The sequence below is a fragment of the Kitasatospora sp. NPDC088346 genome (assembly GCF_044740765.1).
GTDB lineage: Bacteria > Actinomycetota > Actinomycetes > Streptomycetales > Streptomycetaceae > Kitasatospora.
Genome location: NZ_JBIURH010000018.1, coordinates 106,630 through 123,216, shown reverse-complemented (window position 1 = coordinate 123,216; position 16,587 = coordinate 106,630). Strand labels below are relative to the sequence as shown.

Below are 16,587 nucleotides of genomic sequence, written 5' to 3'. Positions count from 1 at the left end.
CGGGAAGCGTAGTACACCGGAAGGATGGACGGTTCCGACGGTGTGCAAGGGGTCGTGCCGGACGGCTCGGACCTCTGTGACCAGTGCGCGGTGGTGGTGCCCGCCGACCGGCTGGCGGTCCTGCGGGTCCCGGACTCCTCGGCGGTCACCGGCGACGCACGCTTCGACGGGGAGCGGCTGCTGCGCGCCTGCGGCGAGGCCCACCTCGTCGAACTGGCCGCCGTCTACCAGCACCGCCCCTTCGTCACCGAAGAGCTGTGGGCCGGCCAGATCACCCGCGCGGTGGCGTTGCTGGGCCCGCTCGACGACGACGAGATGTACGACCGGGTGGCCGCCATGACCGGCCTCGACGAGGAGCAGGTGATGCGGGCGGCGGCCTGGCAGGAGACCCACGGCCGCCCCTTCGGAGCAGGCTGACCCGACAGGCCGCCGCGCTCTCCCTGCCCTGGGCGACGCCGGGTACGGCCGAGTCCGTATCCGAACGGCTCCGGTGCCGGCCCCCGTGCCGGGCTCGCGCCGGCCCCCGCGCCGGTCAGCGGGTCGGACGGCGGCCGGTGCGGCGCAGGCGCGCGCCGGCCAGCGCCAGGGCGCCGACGAACACGAGGATCCCGACGACCAGCAGGTAGAGCAGACCGTCGGCCACCGCGCCGATGATGCCGAGCACGACGGCCACCAGGATCAGGAACAGGACCCACAGCATGGGCTTCTCCTCGCCGCGCCGACGGCGGTACCCGTTCCGTGGGGTCGGGCGGCCGTGGTGAGATCCGCGCGGCCGAACAGGAGGGCGTGGCCCGGGGGGAGTCCGGCCGGCAGGCGGCCGGCCAGGGACTCGCCGACGAGCCCGACGAGCCCGGTGGGCCCGGTGAGCGCGGTGAGCGCGGAGAACTCCGAAACGGTGTGCCGGCGCGCGGCGTCGTGCGGCTTCTTCACGATCATGGCGAGACCTCCGTGGCGCGGATGTCGCCGGTCATCGACCGTGCGCCTGCCCGGCCCGAGCCGTCGTACACGCGACCCGGCCCGGTGGTGCTCCCCGCGCTGCCGGCCGCCGGTCCGCGTCCGCGGTCAGCGGCCGGGCAGCTGGTCGCGGCGGCGCACGAGGTACGCCGTCTCGGCGGTGTTGCCGGCCAGGCCGATGGCGCGCTGGTAGGCGGCCCGCGCCTGCTCGCTCCGGCCCAGGCGGCGCAGCAGGTCGGCGCGGGTGGCGTGGAAGGCGTGGTAGCCGTCCAGCGGCAGGGCGTCCACCTGCGCCAGGGCGACCTGCGGGCCGTCGAGCTCGGCCACGGCGATCGCGCGGTTGAGGCGCACGATCGGCGACGGGTCGAGGCGGACCAGCTGGTCGTACAACGCGACGATCTGGGTCCAGTCGGTGTCGCGGATGTCGCGGGCGTCGGTGTGGACGGCGTTGACGGCGGCGAGGAGCTGGTACCGCCCCGGAGCCCGGCCGGAGGCGAGGCGGGCGCGGACCAGCGCGTGGCCCTCGGCGATCAGGTCGCGGTCCCACGCGCCGCGGTCCTGCTCGCCGAGGGGGACGAGTTCGCCGTCGGCCGACGTCCGGGCGGTGCGGCGGGCCTCCGTGAGCAGCATCAGTGCCAGCAACCCGGTCACCTCGCCGTCCTGCGGCATCAGTTCGTGGACCAGTCGGGCCAGCCGGATCGCCTCGGCGGTGAGGTCGGCGCGGACCGCCTCCGTCCCGGGACCCGAGGCCAGGTAGCCCTCGTTGAAGATCAGGTAGAGGACGGTGAGCACCCCGGAGACCCGCGCCGGAAGGTCCTCACGCGACGGCACGCGGTACGGGATCCCCGCCGCCTTGATCTTCTCCTTCGCACGGGTGATCCGCCGGCCCACGGCGGCCTCCCCGGACAGGAGCGCACGGGCGATCTCCGGCACGGTCAGCCCGCCGACCATCCGCAGGGTCAGCGCGACCCGCGTCGGCAGGGCGAGCGCGGGATGGCAGCACGTGAAGACCAGGCGCAGCCGGTCGTCGTCGACGGGACCGAGCGGCTCGCCCGGGCCGGACGGGTCGGACAGCATCAGCGCCTCCCGGTGTCTGTCCAGGCGCCCGGCCTCACGCCGGAGCCGGTCGATGGCCCGGCGCCGGGCGGTGGTGGTCAGCCACCCGCCCGGATTCGCCGGGACACCGTCGACCGGCCAGCGTTCGACGGCGGTCGCGAAGGCCTCGGCGGTCATCTCCTCGGCGAGGTCGAGATCGCCGAAGCGCCTGGTCAGGGCCGCGACCACCCGGGCCCACTCCTCGCGGTGGACCCGGGTGACCGCCTCGCCGACATCGGTCGCACTCACAGGAACGGCCGCACCTCGACCTTGCGGTTGCAGGCCTTCGAGCCGCCGGCCGCCAGTTCGAGCGCCACGTCGAGGTCGGGAGCCTCGATGATCCAGAACCCGGCGAGGAACTCCTTCGACTCCACGAACGGCCCGTCGCTGAACACGGCCTCCTCACCACGGTTGTCGATCACCGTGGCCGTCTCGGGCACCCCGAGCCCACCGGCGAAGACCCACCGGCCCTCGGCCCGGAGCCGGTCGTTGAACACGTCCACCGCCGCCTCCTCCTCCGGGGTGGCTCGGTCGGACCGGTCGAAGATCACGGAAAGCAGGTACTGCATCGCGGCTCATCTCCTGTGTCACGTGGCCGCCCCTCGGGCCGCCTCTCACCCCTTCTACGAACGCCACCGCCCGGATCCGACACGCCCCGCCGAACATTCCTGGACCACATCCGCACGCCTTGCGGCGGGTGGCGGGTGGCGGGTGGCGGGTGCCCGTGCCGACCCGGGCTCGACGCTACCGACGCCGTCCGGCCCCCGCTCCCCGACGCCGTCCCTCGCCCGAACCACCTCCCAGCCGGCGACCTGCTCGCGGCCCCGCTGTCGGGGCGCCGCACTACAGTGCCGCCATGACTCATGATCCCTCCGTCGCCCCGGACCCGTCGGCGCCTGCGACCGCCCCGACGCCCGGCGGCGAGGACTGGAACCGCCAGCTCGCCGACGCCTTCGCCGTCGTACTCGGCCGCCCCCTGCGGGAGTTCGACGCCGACGCGGTCTACGCCGCTTCGGTCGGCGGCAACCTGCTGTACGAGACCGGCTTCCGTCGGGATGCCGCCTGGGTGCGTCCGGGAGCCCTGAGCGGCGCCGAACCGGTCGTCTGGGACTGCTGCCTGTTCGACGAGTCCGGCCGGACCCCGGTCTTCGACGCGAGCCGGTCGCTCTTCGAGTTCCTGCCGCCGGACGGGGCCGGGACGGCAGGGACGACCCTTCCCCAGGACTTCGCCACCGCCCTCGACGCCGTCCGCCTCGGGCCGGGACTCGTCCTGGGCGCCGACCTCGCGCCGCTGGTGGCCCAGTACGGCGTCGACCTCGCCGACCCCTCCCTCGCGGGCACGTGGACCGTGTACTTCCCCCGGCTCCGCTCCGACGGGACCCTCCTCGACGCCCTGCGGGCCGCCCTCGACACCGGCGACGGACCGGAGGACCTGGTCGCCTTCACCCCGGAACCCGACGAGGAGTGGGAGGAGGCGCTGGCCGTCGTCGCTCACGCCGGACTCCGCACCCACCTCGGGTTCTTCTGCACCGACGGCGACGAGGGACTGATGCCCCTGGGCGACGCCACGGCGAGCGGCCTGACGGACCTGGGCTGCGAGCAGGTCGCCGGCTGGGAGGACGGGTACGGCCAGTTCGACATCACGGTCGTCCGGCTGAGCGACCACGTCGCCGGGCTCCGCCGGTCGCTGCCCCGCTGAACCCTTCCGGACCCGGCCTGCGGACCGGGCCTGCGGACCGGGCCCGGGGTCGGGCCCCCGGGAGCCGGAGCAGGAGCCCACGACGGAAGCGACGTCAGGCCCGACCGGTGACCGTGCCGCGCAGCCGGTCCAGCCGGGAGGCCGCGCGGGCGGCCCAGCCGTCGCGAAGGTGCAGCGGGACGCCCACCGTGACCCCGCTCTGCACCGGGTCACGGATCTCCACCACGAACGGGTCGGCGGCGTGCAGCCGCAGGTAGGCGCCACGCCCCGCCTGCGGCCAGTCGGTGGCCGAGCCGTCCGGCAGGGAGCCGTCCTCCTCGGCGGCGGCCCGGGCGGCGAGGTGGCCGGCGAGGTCCGCGAGGTCGGCGTCGGTGCAGGCCAGCGGCAGACGGGCGCGCACGAAACCGGTCTCGATCACGATCTCGGCCTCATGCCAGCCGTCGTGACGTCCGCGGCCCGCCGCGTCCTCCAGCGTCACCGTGACGACCTGCGTCCGGTCCGCGAACCTGACCACATCGAGGTCCCCCACCGCGGTCCTCCTTCGGGAGTCGTCCGGTCGTCCGGCTGCGCTCGGGGCGCCCCGGTACCCGGGCATCCTGCCAGCCCCCACCGACAGCGCACGGACCGGCCCCGCCCGCCGGCCGGTCCGTGCGGTCCGTTCGGTCCGTTCGGTGTCCGTGTTCCCGGCCCGGTCCGTCTGTCAGCGCCCCCTCGTACGGTGTCGGGACGTTGGGCCGGACGGAGACTCCCCGGCGGCCGGGTGGTCATGTGACGGGTGGTCAGCGGGCGCTGCCGAGGTTGCGGTCGGCGTGGTTGCCTTCGAGCATGAGGGTGGTTTCCTCGATGCGGCGGAAGCGGCCGTCGGGGGCGTACTCGGCGAAGAGGTAGACCTCCATGCGGACGGTGGTGTTGTCGTTCTTGGTGATGGTCATGGTGTGGCGGTCGGCGTAGTGGTCGCCGTTCGCGAGTTCGTCGTGGACTTCGACGGTGCCGGTGGCGACGATGGTGCGCAGGTGGGCGATGTGGGCGAGGAACTCGGTGCGGTCGGCCCATTCGCCGTCGGTGCGCTGGCGGTAGTCGGGGGTGAAGTGGCGTTCGGCGGCGTCGTCGAGGCTGAGGCCGGGGGTGAGGAGGAGGTCGGTGAGGGCGGTGGTGATGTCGGTGCGGGGCATGGGGGTTCCTTCGGTCGGGTGTGGCGGGGTGTGTCGCGTTCGGTCGGTGTTGCGTGCCTTGAGCACGCTTATGACTGTAGCAGGATCAGCGTGCGCCACGCACGCTGATCCTTCGAGGTGTCGATCCGACCGCCACCGGCGACGGAGTGGGTGGGGCCTCGGTCGGATCGGCCCGGCTCCGCGCCCGGTTGGCCCCGGGATCTGACGGTTCGTCCGTTGCTCGTGCCCGTACCGGGCCGAGGGGCGGAAAATCCTGAAACCTGTGGCCCCGCAGTCACTCGAAACGGTGGCACCTGCGGCCCTCGGGATGCCACGGCGGCTCTGCCGCGGCCCGGTGCACCCGTTCCGGCCGGGCGCTCCCGATTGCCCCTCAGGGGCCCGTGAGCGGCCTTGCCGAACCGGCTCCGACCTGGTGTTTTCTCGGAAATCTCCTAGGCTGGGGGAGCTCTGTCGGACACCCTCGGAGGGGGCATCATGAGCGAGGAATCCATGGCGTACAGCGCCAGCACGATCGTGGTCCTGGAAGGCCTGGAGGCCGTTCGAAAGCGGCCCGGCATGTACATCGGTTCGGTCGGTGAACGCGGCCTCCACCATCTGGTGTTCGAGGCCGCCGAGCGGGCGTTGGACGAGATCATCGGCGGCACCACCACCCGCGTCGAGATCACCCTGACCGATGACCGCGACCCCGCGGGGCCCCGGGCCGTCCACTTCCGCTTTCCGGGCGGACCGAGGGATCACATCGCAGAGCAGACCGCCGCCGCCCTCCACCCGGACGTGATCGGCTTCGAACGCGAGTGCCCCGAAATGGCGGGAACCATCGAGGTGGCCCTCCGCTGGCGCGACACCGGCGAGGATTGCGTGGCCAGTTACGCCAACAGCCGACCGACCACCGGCGGCGGCACGCACGAGCTCGGCTTCCGCGACGGCGTGGCAGCGGCGCTCACCGCCTACGGCCGGGAACAGCAACTGCTCAGCCCGTCCGACCCCGACCTCACCCCCACGCACCTCGGCCCGGGCCTGACGGCGGTCGTGTCGGTCAAACTCGACCACCCCGAGTTCGAGGGGCCCATCCACGACCGACTGGGCAACGGACCTGTCCGCGCCTGCGTCGCCGAGGCCGTCCGAGAGCACCTGACCGCCTGGCTCCACGCCAACCCGGCCCAGGCGGCGACCGTCCTCGCCCGGACCCCGAAGATCAGCCGCGACTGACAGCAGCACGCCGACGACACCGCCGCCCAGGCCGGGGACCGATCCCGGCCCGGGCGGCGTGGTGGGCGTATGCGCCCCCGCATCAGCCGCAGGGCGCGGCAGATCTCAACACGAGCTCAGCCGCGGCACAGTTGGAGCGATGGAGACGGCGCGCAACCGCGGGCCGTCAGCGGCAGATCCGGTAGCGGTTGCCGGCCCGGTGCCGGTGTCGCTCGCCGGTCGGGCGAGTCACCAGGATGCCGCAGCCCTCGTACAAGACCCGGTCACCCACGGCGACGAACACGGGATTCTCCAGTTCGACACGGAAGTCGGGCCGGAGCAGGAACGCACTGAGCATCAGTGCCCGTGGCATCGGGGTGACCCCGTCGAAGTTCACACGCATGTACCGACCATGTCGGAAAGCCAGGTACGGCCGCGACAGCTTTCCAGCCCTCGCCCCACGACGTCCTCACCTCCGAGCCGGCGGGTCCGGAGTGTGGCCCCGTCGAAGGGAGCCTGCCGGACTGTTGCCGCAGCATCGCCGTTGCGCCCGGTCACGCGGACGACGTGGACCGGTGCGAGGATGCGTGGATGGACCCCACCGGGACACCTGAGCGGGAGCACTTCGCCGACACCAGCGACTACCTCCGCTTCCATGCGGCGTGCCCTGTCTGCAGGGAGGTGGCGCCGTGCTGGAGCGGAGACCTGCCGGCGGACCTGCGTGGGCGGTTGATCGGTGAGTGCGGTCCCGCGCGCCTGGCGTTCCCTCGGCAAGGCCTCCGAACTGCCGTGGCCATGAAGGTGATCCGGGCGACGTTCGACGTCGAGCTGAGTGAGGCAAGGCCGATGCTCCAGGCCGTTCAGTCAGGTCGGTACGCGGCGACGTTGCCCGAGATCGAACAGCTTGCCCGACGACTGCGCGCGGCAGGTGTGGAGGCCCGGGTCGTCCGTGACTGAAGGTTCGTGGCGCGCGGTGGTGGACGGACACGGCCCAGACCGTCCACGGGTCTCGCCCGGGCCGGGTGTCTACACGCCCACACCGGTTGCCGAGCCCTTCGTTCGGCCGGAGCCCGTCGGCGCGGTGAAGGCCGGGTCCGCGCCGACCAGGTCGCGGCTGGCCGCCCAGAGACGTGCCGCGGTCCTGGTGTCGGACAGGTGGCTCCAGAGGGGTTCGACCCTGGGCGTACCACGCAGCCCGAACGCTCGGGGGCTCAGCATCTCGCCGCCCCGCACGCCGGGGTCGAGGACGGCCCGGACGGCGGGCCAGGCGGCGGCGTCCTTGCCCTGGACGACGAGGCCGAGTGGGAGGCGGCTCAGCCGCTCGCCGGTGGTGCGGACGTGGACCGGTGGGCGCGAGGGGGTCAGCGAGTCGAGCGCGCCGCCGGGATGGACGAGCACGCTCAGGGTCGTGCTGCCGCCGACGCGAAGGCGGCGGTCGAGTTCGAGGGCGAAGAGCATCTGGGCCAGCTTGGAACGCGCATAGGCGCGCTTGGGCTGGTAGTCGTGCGTGCTCTGGAGGTCGTCGAGGTCCAGGCGTTCGGACTTGGCTGCGAAGCTGCCGGTGGTGACGATCCGGCTTCCCGGGGTCGCCGTGAGCAGTGGGGCGAGGTAGTGGGTCAGCGCGAAGTGCCCCAGGTGGTTGGTCGCGAACATCAGCTCGTGGCCGTCCGCGGTCTCGCGGCGCGGCGGGTGGTCGAGCGCCACCCCGGCGTTGTGGACGACCGCGTCGAGGCGGTCCAGCCCGAGCGCGTCCACGGATGCCGGGAGCGAGGCGAGATCGGCCAGGTCCAGGGGTACGTGCCGCACCCTGGCATCGGGCACGCGCGCGCCGATCGCGGCGAGCGCGGCTTCGGCCTTCGCCCGGTCGCGGCTGCCGAGTACGACCGTGGCCCCGGTGCCGGCGAGCTGCTCGGCGACGAAGTACCCGATGCCCGCGTTGCCGCCGGTGACCAGGAAGGCCCTTCCCCGGGCGTGCGGCAGCCGGTGGACGTCCCATCGCGGGGACTGAGGTGCGGAGGACATGGCGGCGCTCCCGGAGCTCGGAGTGGTCGGAGGGCGGGACCGCGCCCTGGCGGCCGGTCACTCCCAGCCCCTACGGTCCCGGAGCGCGCTCACATCTCACCGACAGGCCACTGTCGCCGCTGACAGCCCACCGGCACCGCGCCGGCCCGCCACGGCAACGGCCGCAGGCGGTGCTCACCTGAGCGGTCCGTCCGAGGGCATGGGTGAGCTGTACCTGCGCGCACCGGGCTGCTTCCCGTGCGGCGTACGCCGCCGCCTTCGCCAGCGGTCGACGCGCTGCCGGCCGGGTCGCATGGGTGCCCGACCGGCGGTAGGGAGGCGCGGCCTCCCCCCTTGTTCATGACCTGACCCCGGGGAGAGGCCGCACACCCCGACCCTGCCACAGCCCGGCCCGTACCGGTCGGCCGTCTCAGCATCCGAAAGGCACGCCCCGTCGTGGCCCCCACGACCACCGCCGTCACCGAGGACAGTCCGGCCGCAGCGGCCCGGCCGAGCCGCCCCACCCTCGCCCCGAACCCGCTGTCGCGGCACCCCGCCAGACCTGTCCGCGGGGCGTTGATCATCCGTGCGGATCCCGCGCGAGACCCACGCAGCAGCCGGGCAGAATCGCGCCGCACCCGCCGAATGATCAGGTCGCGGCGGTCGCTGGATCGTCCCGCCCGTCTGCGGGTGCATCCACGTGCGGTGGGGTGGAGGTGTCGGAGCCGGTTGCTACCGTGCGGCTCGGACGGTCAAGGTGGCGGGAGGGTGTGGTGTCGCAATCCATCGTGGTGGCCGCGGCGGTGGTCATCGCGAAGCCGCGCCTGCGGGCGTTTCTGCGGGCGCCCGTGGTGCCTGCGTCCGCGTGGACGGAGGGGGAGTGGATCGGCGTCTGTGAGGCGTGGAGCGACAGCGGTGTGCGGCGCCGGTACCGGGAGGAACTGGCCGGTGCGATCGACGAGTGCGACGGCTGGCTCGACGGTGACTACGCGGGCCTGTTGCGCGGCCTTGACGACGAGGGCAGCCCGGCGATCGCGTTCGACGAGGTGACCGGTTCGCTCGTGGTTGACTTCGAAGCGCGGGTCGACTTCGAACTCCCGTCCCTGATATGGGCGTTCTCCGTCCTTCGCGGCATGGAGTCCTTCCTGGACGAGGGCGACGGCGGCCTCGTCACGGTCACCGTCGACTGGAGCGGCGACTCCGCGCTGATGCTCCTCGCCTCGAACCGTTCGTCGTTCCTCGACCGGACCGGGGACGCCGTGTCCCGGGCGAGGGCCCGGAACGCGGAATTCGACGTGCGGTGCGCGGTCTCGGACGGGGAGGGGGACGGCGCGTCGGTGGCCGAGACCGTCGACCGCCTGCTCCGGAGCTGATGGCCGTTTCGCGGACCGGCCCCACCGGTCGGTCGGCGAAAGGAACGGGGGACACGGACATCGTCCGCCCCGTCGGCGTCAGGCACTGCGCACGCGGCCCGCCACCGGCGCACGGCGGTCCTCGGCCACGCCACGAGCCTGATGTCCGGTGCTCAATCGAATCGGCTGACTTGTTCGGCACTCTGGCCGAACAACTTCCTTCCCGTACTCAGCCTGCTGAAGAGTTGGGGCAGCAGACGAGGACGACTGATGCCGCAGAAGCGACGCACCCGACCCTGGAGTGAGTTGAAGGGTCCTTCACCGGAGGCCAACGAGGTGGCCCTGCTGTTGCGCTCGTGGTTGGACACGACGGGCACCACGGTCGACCGGTTGCACGCCGGGTTGAAGGATGTGCACCGTCCTGTTCTCGGCCGGACCGGTGTCGTCGATCGCCTCGCGGGGCGCAACCTCACGCGGGAGTTCGTCGATGCCGTGGCCGCGGTGTGCTTCCCGGCGGGAGAGGACGCCGAGGAGCGGGTACGGCAGGCCCGCACTGTCCTTTCCTGCCTGGAACGGCAGCGCGGTGGATCCTCCACCACGGCCTCCACGGCCACCACGGCCTCCACGGCCTCCACCGCGGGCTCCTCCGCGGCGCCGGCGGGCGCCGCCTCCCTGGCCGAGCTGGTTCGCTACGCGGCGGAACTCCGGAAGGCGCTGGGAGAGAAGGGCGCTCGGACGTTCGAGGAGCTCCATCAGAAGAACTTGCGCCTGGGCCTGGAGGTCTCACGGCTGGTCAAGCGTGTGCACGGCCTGGAGGCCGCACTGACCGAGGCGCGAAAGGAGCGTGAGGAGCTCCTCCGGCGCAACAGCGTTCTCTCGGCGGCTCTGGAGCAACCCGGCGGGTTCCGCACGAGTGCGGGGCGGCCTCCCCTCCGGTGACGCCGTTCGCCTCAACGGCTCCCGGTGAGGATCCTGAGGAGGCGGAGGACCCTGACGGCGACTCGGAGAACGGCCCTGCGTCGGAGGGCTTCCCCGGCCCGGGAAGAGGGCCGACCGCTCCGCGTCGCCCGGGGACCGCGCGGTCGACGCCGGCCGACCCGGACCCCTCCGTCCCCGACGCCGGCGCGGTAGCCACCACCTGGGACGGATCGGCGCGTGCATCGGCCTCCGGCGCCGCGCGCCATGGCACCGTCCAGGTGCCGCAGGACGTCGTCCTTCCGCTGGAGTTCGAGGCGTTCTATCTGGCCAATGTGGACCGCTATCGCGGGTACGCGCAAGTGCGCCTGGCAGACGCCGAGTTCGCCGAGGACGTCGTTTACGAGGTCTTCGCGCGGCTGGCGGCGAACTGGTCCGAGTTCCTGAGGCAGGCGTCACCGGCCGCATGGGCCTGGAGGCTCCTGAGGTTCGAGGTGAACGCGCGGGCCGCCCGGCAGGACAGCAGGACCGAGGAGGTGTCGCGGGTCCTGCGGCAAGCGCGGGCAACCCTGGAGACCTCGCACAGCGAACTGGGCCTGTTCTCCGCGATCTCGGCCCTTCCGGAACGCCTGTTCGACGTCGTCGTGTTGCAGTACGTACTGGGCTACTCCGCCGATCTGACCGGCGACCTGCTCGGAATCAGCCCCACGACGGTCCGGAGCGCATCGGTCAGCGCCCGCAGACGCCTCGCCGTGCTGCTCAACATGCCGGTCGACGAGCTACGGCCCGCACCGTGAACCCGCCCGATCGACCCCACTGCGCGTGCGTTCGCGGCCCGCCCGGGAGAGGGCTCCGCGCCGGCAGCGAACGCACTCACCCAGGAGGACCACTTGAACAGCCCGAACGGCGAGAACACACAGCCCCAACCGCCGGTCATCAACATCAGCATCACCGGAAGCGGCGCGCGGCTGGACCTCGTGGCGCCGGTCGCCTACGCCGATGCCGGCTCGCACGCGGCGGCCGCCGTCCTCGGCTCCGACGCATCCCGTCGCGCCGGGCAGAGCCGCCCGTTGTGGTACCGGACGTCGGTCGTCTGGGCCGCCGTGTCCGCCTTCGCCGCGCTCGCTGGAGTGCTGGTTGCCTGGAGCAACGCGAGGTAGTGTCCGACACGCGGAGTCCGTCGCGTGTTCGGTGACCACGTCTCGGGCACGCCGGACCGTGGCGGGGCGGGGCGGGGCGGGCAGCCGTCAGGGGCGGCCGAGGAGTGCCGCGCCGGCGACGGTGTCCGTCCGGGCGGTGAAGAAGTCGGCGAAGGCGGTGACGAACTCCTCCTCGCTGATCCGGCCGTCGCCGTCGGTGTCCAACTGTCGGAAGCCGTCGTTGAGTTCGGCGGGGTGGACGCGGGATCCGCCGAACAGGACGCGGTACTCGTCCGCGCACAGGTGGCCGCTGCCGTCGGTGTCGGCGGTGTGGAACAGGACGCGTACGGCCGGCTTTAGCCCCTCGTCCAGGTAGGCCGGGTCCCGGTCCACACCGGCGAGCATCGCGGACACGAACTCGGCGCAGTCCACCGTGCCGTCGCCGTCGGTGTCCGACGCCGAGCAGAGGTGGCCCCACCAGGTCTCGAACGCGGTGTAGAGCGCGTCCTCCCGTTCGGCGGGGACTTCGAGCTGCCAGCAGATGTTGTGGACCATGGCCTGGAGGTCGGCCGAGTCGACCCGCCCGTCGCCGGTCTGGTCGAGTACCTGGTGGAAGAAGGTCTCCAGGCGGGCGCTGCGGGTGTCGGCGACCCGGGGCCGCGTGACCGGGCGCACCGCCGTACGCCGTGCCGCCTCCGGCCCGTCGGCGCCGGCGGAGGACCGGTGGCGGTAGCGCACGTGCTCGGGGAGGCGGGTCATGACGTGCCGCATGCCGCGGTGGACCGCCCAGGACAGTGCGGTGGCGGCGCGGCCGGGGCGGGTGCCGAACCTGTCGTGCCAGGCCGGCGGCAGGTCGGCCACGGTGAGGCCGCTCAGCGCGCGGGCCGCCATGACGCGCAGGAGCGGCCACGCGGGCCTGAGCCGTCCCAGCCGGCGGGGGGCGGGCGCCTCACGCAGCATCTCGAACAGCAGGTGGCGGACCTGGGGGCCGTAGTCGAGGACGTCGCGGATGTTGCGTTCCAGGTAGGCGGGGACGTCGGCGGCGGTCGGCGGAAGGGTCTCGCCGGGGATGTCGAGGGCCGCGCAGACGTCCCTGAACTCGCCGTAGAGGGTGTCGAGTTCGGTGGGCCGGAGCGGGCGGCCGGAGAGCTCGTGCATGGCCGTGATGGCCTCGTACAGCGTCACCATCACCCAGGCGCGGACCTCCGGGTCCTCGGCGGTGTACGCGCGTCCGGCGTCGTCGGTCCCGTTGATCCGGCGGTGGGTGCGGGCCAGCCGGGCCACTTCGAGCCGGCGTTCCTCGGGACCGGCGGAGAACAGCCTCGCTCCGCTGTCCACGGTGTGCTCGATGCGCCGCCACGGGTGCGCCCGGTAGGTCGAGTAGCGGGCCATACCGGCCGCGACCGCGGGATGGGCCGTCTGCAGGACGAGCAACCGCCAGGCCACCAGCCCGATCCGCCATTCGCCGAGGCTCCGGCGCAGCGGGCCGGCGGTGTCGGACGGGGACGGGGGAGTGGACGGGGACGTGGGCATGGGCGCGGGCGTCATGGGAACTCCGAGGGGAGGGGGCGGAGAGTGCACCGTGTACAACGGGCCGCAGGGCCGGGCGGCACCGTGGATCACTCGTCGGTGCCGCCCTCGAACACCTGTGCCGGGCCTGTCCCGCAGCCGGACGCAGCGGACGGTCCCGGCTCACCGGGAGGCCGAACGTCCGACGAGTGCCTGCCGGACCTGCCCGGTGGGCGCACACCGCCACGCTCCGGGGCGGGCCCGTACCCGCCTGGCGCCGGCCGGTGCGTGCGCCCGGGCGGCCCGCAGCCCTAGCACGGCCCTGTCGTCCGCGCTCGCCGGCGGGGGCCGGTCGTGAACCGCCGCGCGAGGCCCCGACGTGTCCCGCAGGATGAAGTGGGCCGCCGACCGACCGCCGGCGGACACTCTGGCCGGTGCTCGCGGGGGTAGACGCCTCGCCCCGAGGGGCGAGCGAGGAGGTCGTCGATGCAGCCCGAGGTGGATCGGATCGCACATCCCTGGGGCGACCGCACCCCGCTCGACCCCGGTCGGCCGTGGCCGGTGCGGGTCGACTCCTACCTCGAACCCGGCGTCGAGGAGGCGCAGGTCGAGCGGTGGGTGCAGTCGGCCTCGCTGCTGCACTCCAACGGCGACGCCATGGACATCGCCGTGCTCGGCGACCGGATCGTGGGCGTACGAGGCCGGGCCGCCGACCGGGTGAACCGGGGCCGGCTCGGACCGACGGACCTGTTCGGCTGGCAGGCCAACGGGTCACCGGACCGGCTGACCACCCCGCTCGTCCGCGCGGACGGCCGCCTGGTGCCCTGCGACTGGGACACCGCCATGGCGCGCGTCGTCACCGAGACCAAGGAACTGCTGCGCGAGCGCGGGCCGGGATCGATCGGCTTCTACACCGGCGGCCAGCTCCTCCTGGAGGAGCACTACACGCTGGCGGTGATCGCCCGGGCCGGGATCGGCACCGGCCACCTGGACGGCGACACCCGGCTGTGCAGCGCCACCGCCGCGGAGGCGCTGAAGGAGACCTTCGGCTGCGACGGCCAGCCGGGCTCGTACACGGACGTCGACCACGCCGACGTGATCGCCCTGTTCGGACACAACATGGCCGAGGCGCAGCCGGTGCTGTGGATGCGCGTCCTGGACCGCCTGCTGGGAACGGACCCGCCCCGGCTGGTCTGCGTCGACCCGCGCCCCACCCCGGTCGCCCGGCACGCCACCGTCCACCTGGCGCCGCGCGCCGGGACGAACGTCGCCCTGCTGAACGCCCTGTTGCACGAGGTGATCCGCACCGGCCGGATCGACCACGACTTCATCGCGGCGCACACCGTCGGTTTCGAGGAGCTGGCGGAGCGCGTCGCCGGCTGCACGCCCGCGTGGGCGGCCGGGATCTGCCGGGTACCGGTCCGGGAGATCGAGCGGGCGGCCGAGATCCTCGGTGGCGCCGAGCGGCTGCTGTCCACGGTGCTGCAGGGGGTCTACCAGTCCCACCAGGCCACCGCGGCGGCCGTCCAGGTCAACAACCTCCAGCTGGTCCGCGGCATGCTCGGGCGCCCGGGCTGCGGGGTGCTGCAGATGAACGGCCGGCCCAGCGCCCAGAACACCAGGGAGTGCGGAGCCGACGGCGACCTGCCCGGCTTCCGCAACTGGGAGAACGACGCGCACGTCACGGAGCTCGCCGAGCTCTGGAACGTGGAACCGCAGCGGATCCCGCACCACGGGCCGCCCACCCCCGCGATGCAGATCCTCCGCTACGCCGAGCAGGGCTCGGTCCGGATGCTGTGGATCAGTGCCACCAACCCGGCCGTCTCGATGCCCGAACTGCACCGCATCCGCGGCATCCTCGGCCAGGACGGGCTGTTCACCGTCGTACAGGACCTCTACCTCACCGAGACCGCCCAGTTGGCCGACGTCGTGCTGCCCGCCGCGACCTGGGGCGAGAAGTCCGGCACCCTCACCAACGCCGACCGGACCGTCCACCTCTGCGACAAGGCGGTCGACCCGCCCGGCGACGCCCGCAGCGACCTCGACATCCTGCTGGACTTCGCCCACCGGATGGACTTCCGCGACAGGGACGGCCGGCCCCTGATCGGCTGGCACGACCCCGAGTCGGCCTTCGAGGCGTGGAAGCGCTGCTCGGCCGGCCGTCCCTGCGACTACACCGGGCTGACGTACCGCAGGCTGCGCGGCGGCAGCGGCGTCCAGTGGCCCTGCACCCCGGACGCCCCCGACGGCACCGAGCGGCTCTACACCGACGGCATCACCTGGGCCGCACCGGACGTCTGCGAGACCTACGGCAAGGACCTGGTCACCGGGGCGTCCGTGCCCGGGACGGAGTACCGGACGCTCAACCCGCAGGGCAAGGCGGTGCTCAAGGCCGCCGAGTACCTGCCGCCGCACGAGGACACCAGCGACGAGTACCCGCTCCAGCTGAACACCGGCCGTACGCTCTACCACGTCCACACCCGCACCAGGACCGGACGGGCCCCCCAACTCGTCGCCGCCGCACCCGACATGTGGGCCGAACTCTCCCCGGGCGAGGCGCAGCGGCACGGCCTCACCGAGGGCGACCTGGTCGAGGTCACCAGCGCGCGCGGGTCGGTGTGCGGCCGGCTGCGGATCACCGGCATCCGCGACGGCATGGTCTTCCTGCCCTTCCACTACGGCTACTGGGACACCCCCGGCGGCCACCGGCCGGACGGCGACGTCGGTCGCGCCGCCAACGAGACCACCGTCACCGACTGGGACCCGGTCTCCAAGCAGCCGCTGTTCAAGGCCGCCGCCGCCCGCGTCACCCTGGTCAAGCACTCCGAGGGAGCGGTCTGCCCGGCGCCCACCACCACCGCGTCCGCCCCCGTCCACCACCGGTCCGTCCCCCCGACCGTCGGCGGACCGGACGCCGTGGCCACCCAGACCACCGCGGCGCCGGAGCGAGACGCACCGTGAGCGGCATCCCGACCACCCTGAAAGCCCTGCACGACGGCGAACGACGGCTCGAACACGACCTGCTCGCCGCCGCCGAACGCCACCGCACCGAACCCGAGGTCCACCACGTCGCCACCGACGTCGCCCGCTGGTCCCGCGAGAGCGCCGCCCTCATCGCCGCTCTCGCCCCGCACTACGGCCTCGACCTCTCCGGACAGACCGCCGACCCGGGCCCCGGCCTCTGGGCCACCGTCCGCGAGAAGACCGCCGAAGCACTCGGCCGCCGCCCCGAAACGGGCCTGCTGCTCCTCCACGACCTCCGCGACCTCCACCTCGCCGCCACCGAGAACTCGCTCCACTGGGACATGCTCACCGGAGCCGCGCAGGCCGGCCGCGACACCGACCTGCTCGGTCTCGTCACCTGCTGCCACCCGCGGACCCTGCGCCAGATGCGCTGGACCAGCACGATGATCAGAATCCTGTCGCCCCAACTCCTCACCAGCATCTGACCGGTGGAATCCGGCCGCGTTGAAGGACCGCGGCGCCCGGAACGGCGGCGTGGCGGACGACGGCCTCGCGTCCCGACCGACCGGCGGGCGAGCATCCTGGAAGCGTTCACCCGG

General features: G+C 73.3%; 18 protein-coding genes. 10 read left to right on the top strand and 8 right to left on the bottom strand.

The window, feature by feature from the left end; genetic code table 11:
• Positions 1 to 24 precede the first annotated feature (24 nt).
• A complete protein-coding gene (locus tag ACIOFR_RS23275; protein WP_401000240.1) occupies positions 25 to 417 on the top strand; it encodes a hypothetical protein in 393 nt (130 codons plus the stop codon).
• A gap of 115 nt (positions 418 to 532) precedes the next feature.
• Here ACIOFR_RS23275 and ACIOFR_RS23270 read toward each other — a convergent pair whose 3' ends face one another.
• From ACIOFR_RS23270 to ACIOFR_RS23260, 3 genes are all read right to left on the bottom strand, one after another.
• Complete coding sequence (locus tag ACIOFR_RS23270) at positions 533 to 700, bottom strand: hypothetical protein (protein WP_401000238.1); 168 nt, start codon at positions 698 to 700, stop codon at positions 533 to 535.
• Between the two features lie 362 nt (positions 701 to 1,062).
• On the bottom strand, positions 1,063 to 2,298 hold the full coding sequence (locus tag ACIOFR_RS23265) for an RNA polymerase sigma factor (RefSeq protein ID WP_401000236.1): 1,236 nt from the start codon (positions 2,296 to 2,298) through the stop codon (positions 1,063 to 1,065).
• On the bottom strand, positions 2,295 to 2,618 hold the full coding sequence (locus ACIOFR_RS23260; protein WP_401000234.1) for a YciI family protein: 324 nt from the start codon (positions 2,616 to 2,618) through the stop codon (positions 2,295 to 2,297). Before ACIOFR_RS23260 ends, ACIOFR_RS23265 begins: the two co-directional genes overlap by 4 nt.
• Positions 2,619 to 2,905: 287 nt before the next feature.
• Here ACIOFR_RS23260 and ACIOFR_RS23255 point away from each other — a divergent pair, with 287 nt between their 5' ends.
• Complete coding sequence (locus ACIOFR_RS23255; RefSeq protein ID WP_401000232.1) at positions 2,906 to 3,748, top strand: hypothetical protein; 843 nt, start codon at positions 2,906 to 2,908, stop codon at positions 3,746 to 3,748.
• 94 nt (positions 3,749 to 3,842) lie between these two features.
• On the opposite strand, the gene ACIOFR_RS23250 is transcribed toward ACIOFR_RS23255, so the two are convergent.
• Together ACIOFR_RS23250 and ACIOFR_RS23245 are read right to left on the bottom strand one after the other, a co-directional pair.
• A complete protein-coding gene (locus ACIOFR_RS23250) occupies positions 3,843 to 4,277 on the bottom strand; it encodes a DUF5959 family protein (protein WP_401000230.1) in 435 nt (144 codons plus the stop codon).
• Positions 4,278 to 4,527: 250 nt separating this feature from the next.
• Positions 4,528 to 4,920, bottom strand: a complete 393-nt coding sequence (locus ACIOFR_RS23245) for a nuclear transport factor 2 family protein (protein WP_401000228.1) — start codon at positions 4,918 to 4,920, stop codon at positions 4,528 to 4,530.
• Between the two features lie 474 nt (positions 4,921 to 5,394).
• Here ACIOFR_RS23245 and ACIOFR_RS23240 point away from each other — a divergent pair, with 474 nt between their 5' ends.
• Positions 5,395 to 6,129: a hypothetical protein gene (locus ACIOFR_RS23240; RefSeq protein ID WP_401000226.1), complete on the top strand. Its 735-nt coding sequence runs from the start codon at positions 5,395 to 5,397 to the stop codon at positions 6,127 to 6,129.
• 166 nt (positions 6,130 to 6,295) lie between these two features.
• On the opposite strand, the gene ACIOFR_RS23235 is transcribed toward ACIOFR_RS23240, so the two are convergent.
• Positions 6,296 to 6,511 (bottom strand): hypothetical protein, encoded by a 216-nt coding sequence (locus tag ACIOFR_RS23235; protein WP_401000224.1) that lies wholly within the window; start codon positions 6,509 to 6,511, stop codon positions 6,296 to 6,298.
• A gap of 188 nt (positions 6,512 to 6,699) precedes the next feature.
• On the opposite strand from ACIOFR_RS23235, the gene ACIOFR_RS23230 reads away from it, so the two are divergent.
• Positions 6,700 to 7,065 (top strand): hypothetical protein, encoded by a 366-nt coding sequence (locus ACIOFR_RS23230; protein WP_401000222.1) that lies wholly within the window; start codon positions 6,700 to 6,702, stop codon positions 7,063 to 7,065.
• A 69-nt stretch (positions 7,066 to 7,134) separates the two neighbouring features.
• On the opposite strand, the gene ACIOFR_RS23225 is transcribed toward ACIOFR_RS23230, so the two are convergent.
• Positions 7,135 to 8,130, bottom strand: a complete 996-nt coding sequence (locus tag ACIOFR_RS23225; RefSeq protein ID WP_401000220.1) for an SDR family NAD(P)-dependent oxidoreductase — start codon at positions 8,128 to 8,130, stop codon at positions 7,135 to 7,137.
• A 752-nt stretch (positions 8,131 to 8,882) separates the two neighbouring features.
• Here ACIOFR_RS23225 and ACIOFR_RS23220 point away from each other — a divergent pair.
• From ACIOFR_RS23220 to ACIOFR_RS23205, 4 genes are all read left to right on the top strand, one after another.
• Positions 8,883 to 9,482: a hypothetical protein gene (locus ACIOFR_RS23220; protein ID WP_401000218.1), complete on the top strand. Its 600-nt coding sequence runs from the start codon at positions 8,883 to 8,885 to the stop codon at positions 9,480 to 9,482.
• 249 nt (positions 9,483 to 9,731) lie between these two features.
• Positions 9,732 to 10,400, top strand: a complete 669-nt coding sequence (locus tag ACIOFR_RS23215; RefSeq protein ID WP_401000216.1) for a hypothetical protein — start codon at positions 9,732 to 9,734, stop codon at positions 10,398 to 10,400.
• A gap of 257 nt (positions 10,401 to 10,657) precedes the next feature.
• Positions 10,658 to 11,173 carry a sigma-70 family RNA polymerase sigma factor gene (locus ACIOFR_RS23210; RefSeq protein ID WP_401000214.1) on the top strand — a complete coding sequence of 172 codons (516 nt, stop codon included), beginning with the start codon at positions 10,658 to 10,660 and terminating at the stop codon, positions 11,171 to 11,173.
• Positions 11,174 to 11,266: 93 nt separating this feature from the next.
• A complete protein-coding gene (locus ACIOFR_RS23205; RefSeq protein ID WP_401000212.1) occupies positions 11,267 to 11,536 on the top strand; it encodes a hypothetical protein in 270 nt (89 codons plus the stop codon).
• 87 nt (positions 11,537 to 11,623) lie between these two features.
• Here the strand turns inward: ACIOFR_RS23205 and ACIOFR_RS23200 are convergent, their stop codons facing one another.
• A complete protein-coding gene (locus tag ACIOFR_RS23200; RefSeq protein ID WP_401000210.1) occupies positions 11,624 to 13,048 on the bottom strand; it encodes an oxygenase MpaB family protein in 1,425 nt (474 codons plus the stop codon).
• A 462-nt stretch (positions 13,049 to 13,510) separates the two neighbouring features.
• Here ACIOFR_RS23200 and ACIOFR_RS23195 point away from each other — a divergent pair, with 462 nt between their 5' ends.
• Positions 13,511 to 15,985: a molybdopterin oxidoreductase family protein gene (locus tag ACIOFR_RS23195; protein ID WP_401000208.1), complete on the top strand. Its 2,475-nt coding sequence runs from the start codon at positions 13,511 to 13,513 to the stop codon at positions 15,983 to 15,985.
• Positions 15,982 to 16,473: a hypothetical protein gene (locus ACIOFR_RS23190; RefSeq protein ID WP_401000206.1), complete on the top strand. Its 492-nt coding sequence runs from the start codon at positions 15,982 to 15,984 to the stop codon at positions 16,471 to 16,473. Before ACIOFR_RS23195 ends, ACIOFR_RS23190 begins: the two co-directional genes overlap by 4 nt.
• Positions 16,474 to 16,587 lie beyond the last annotated feature (114 nt).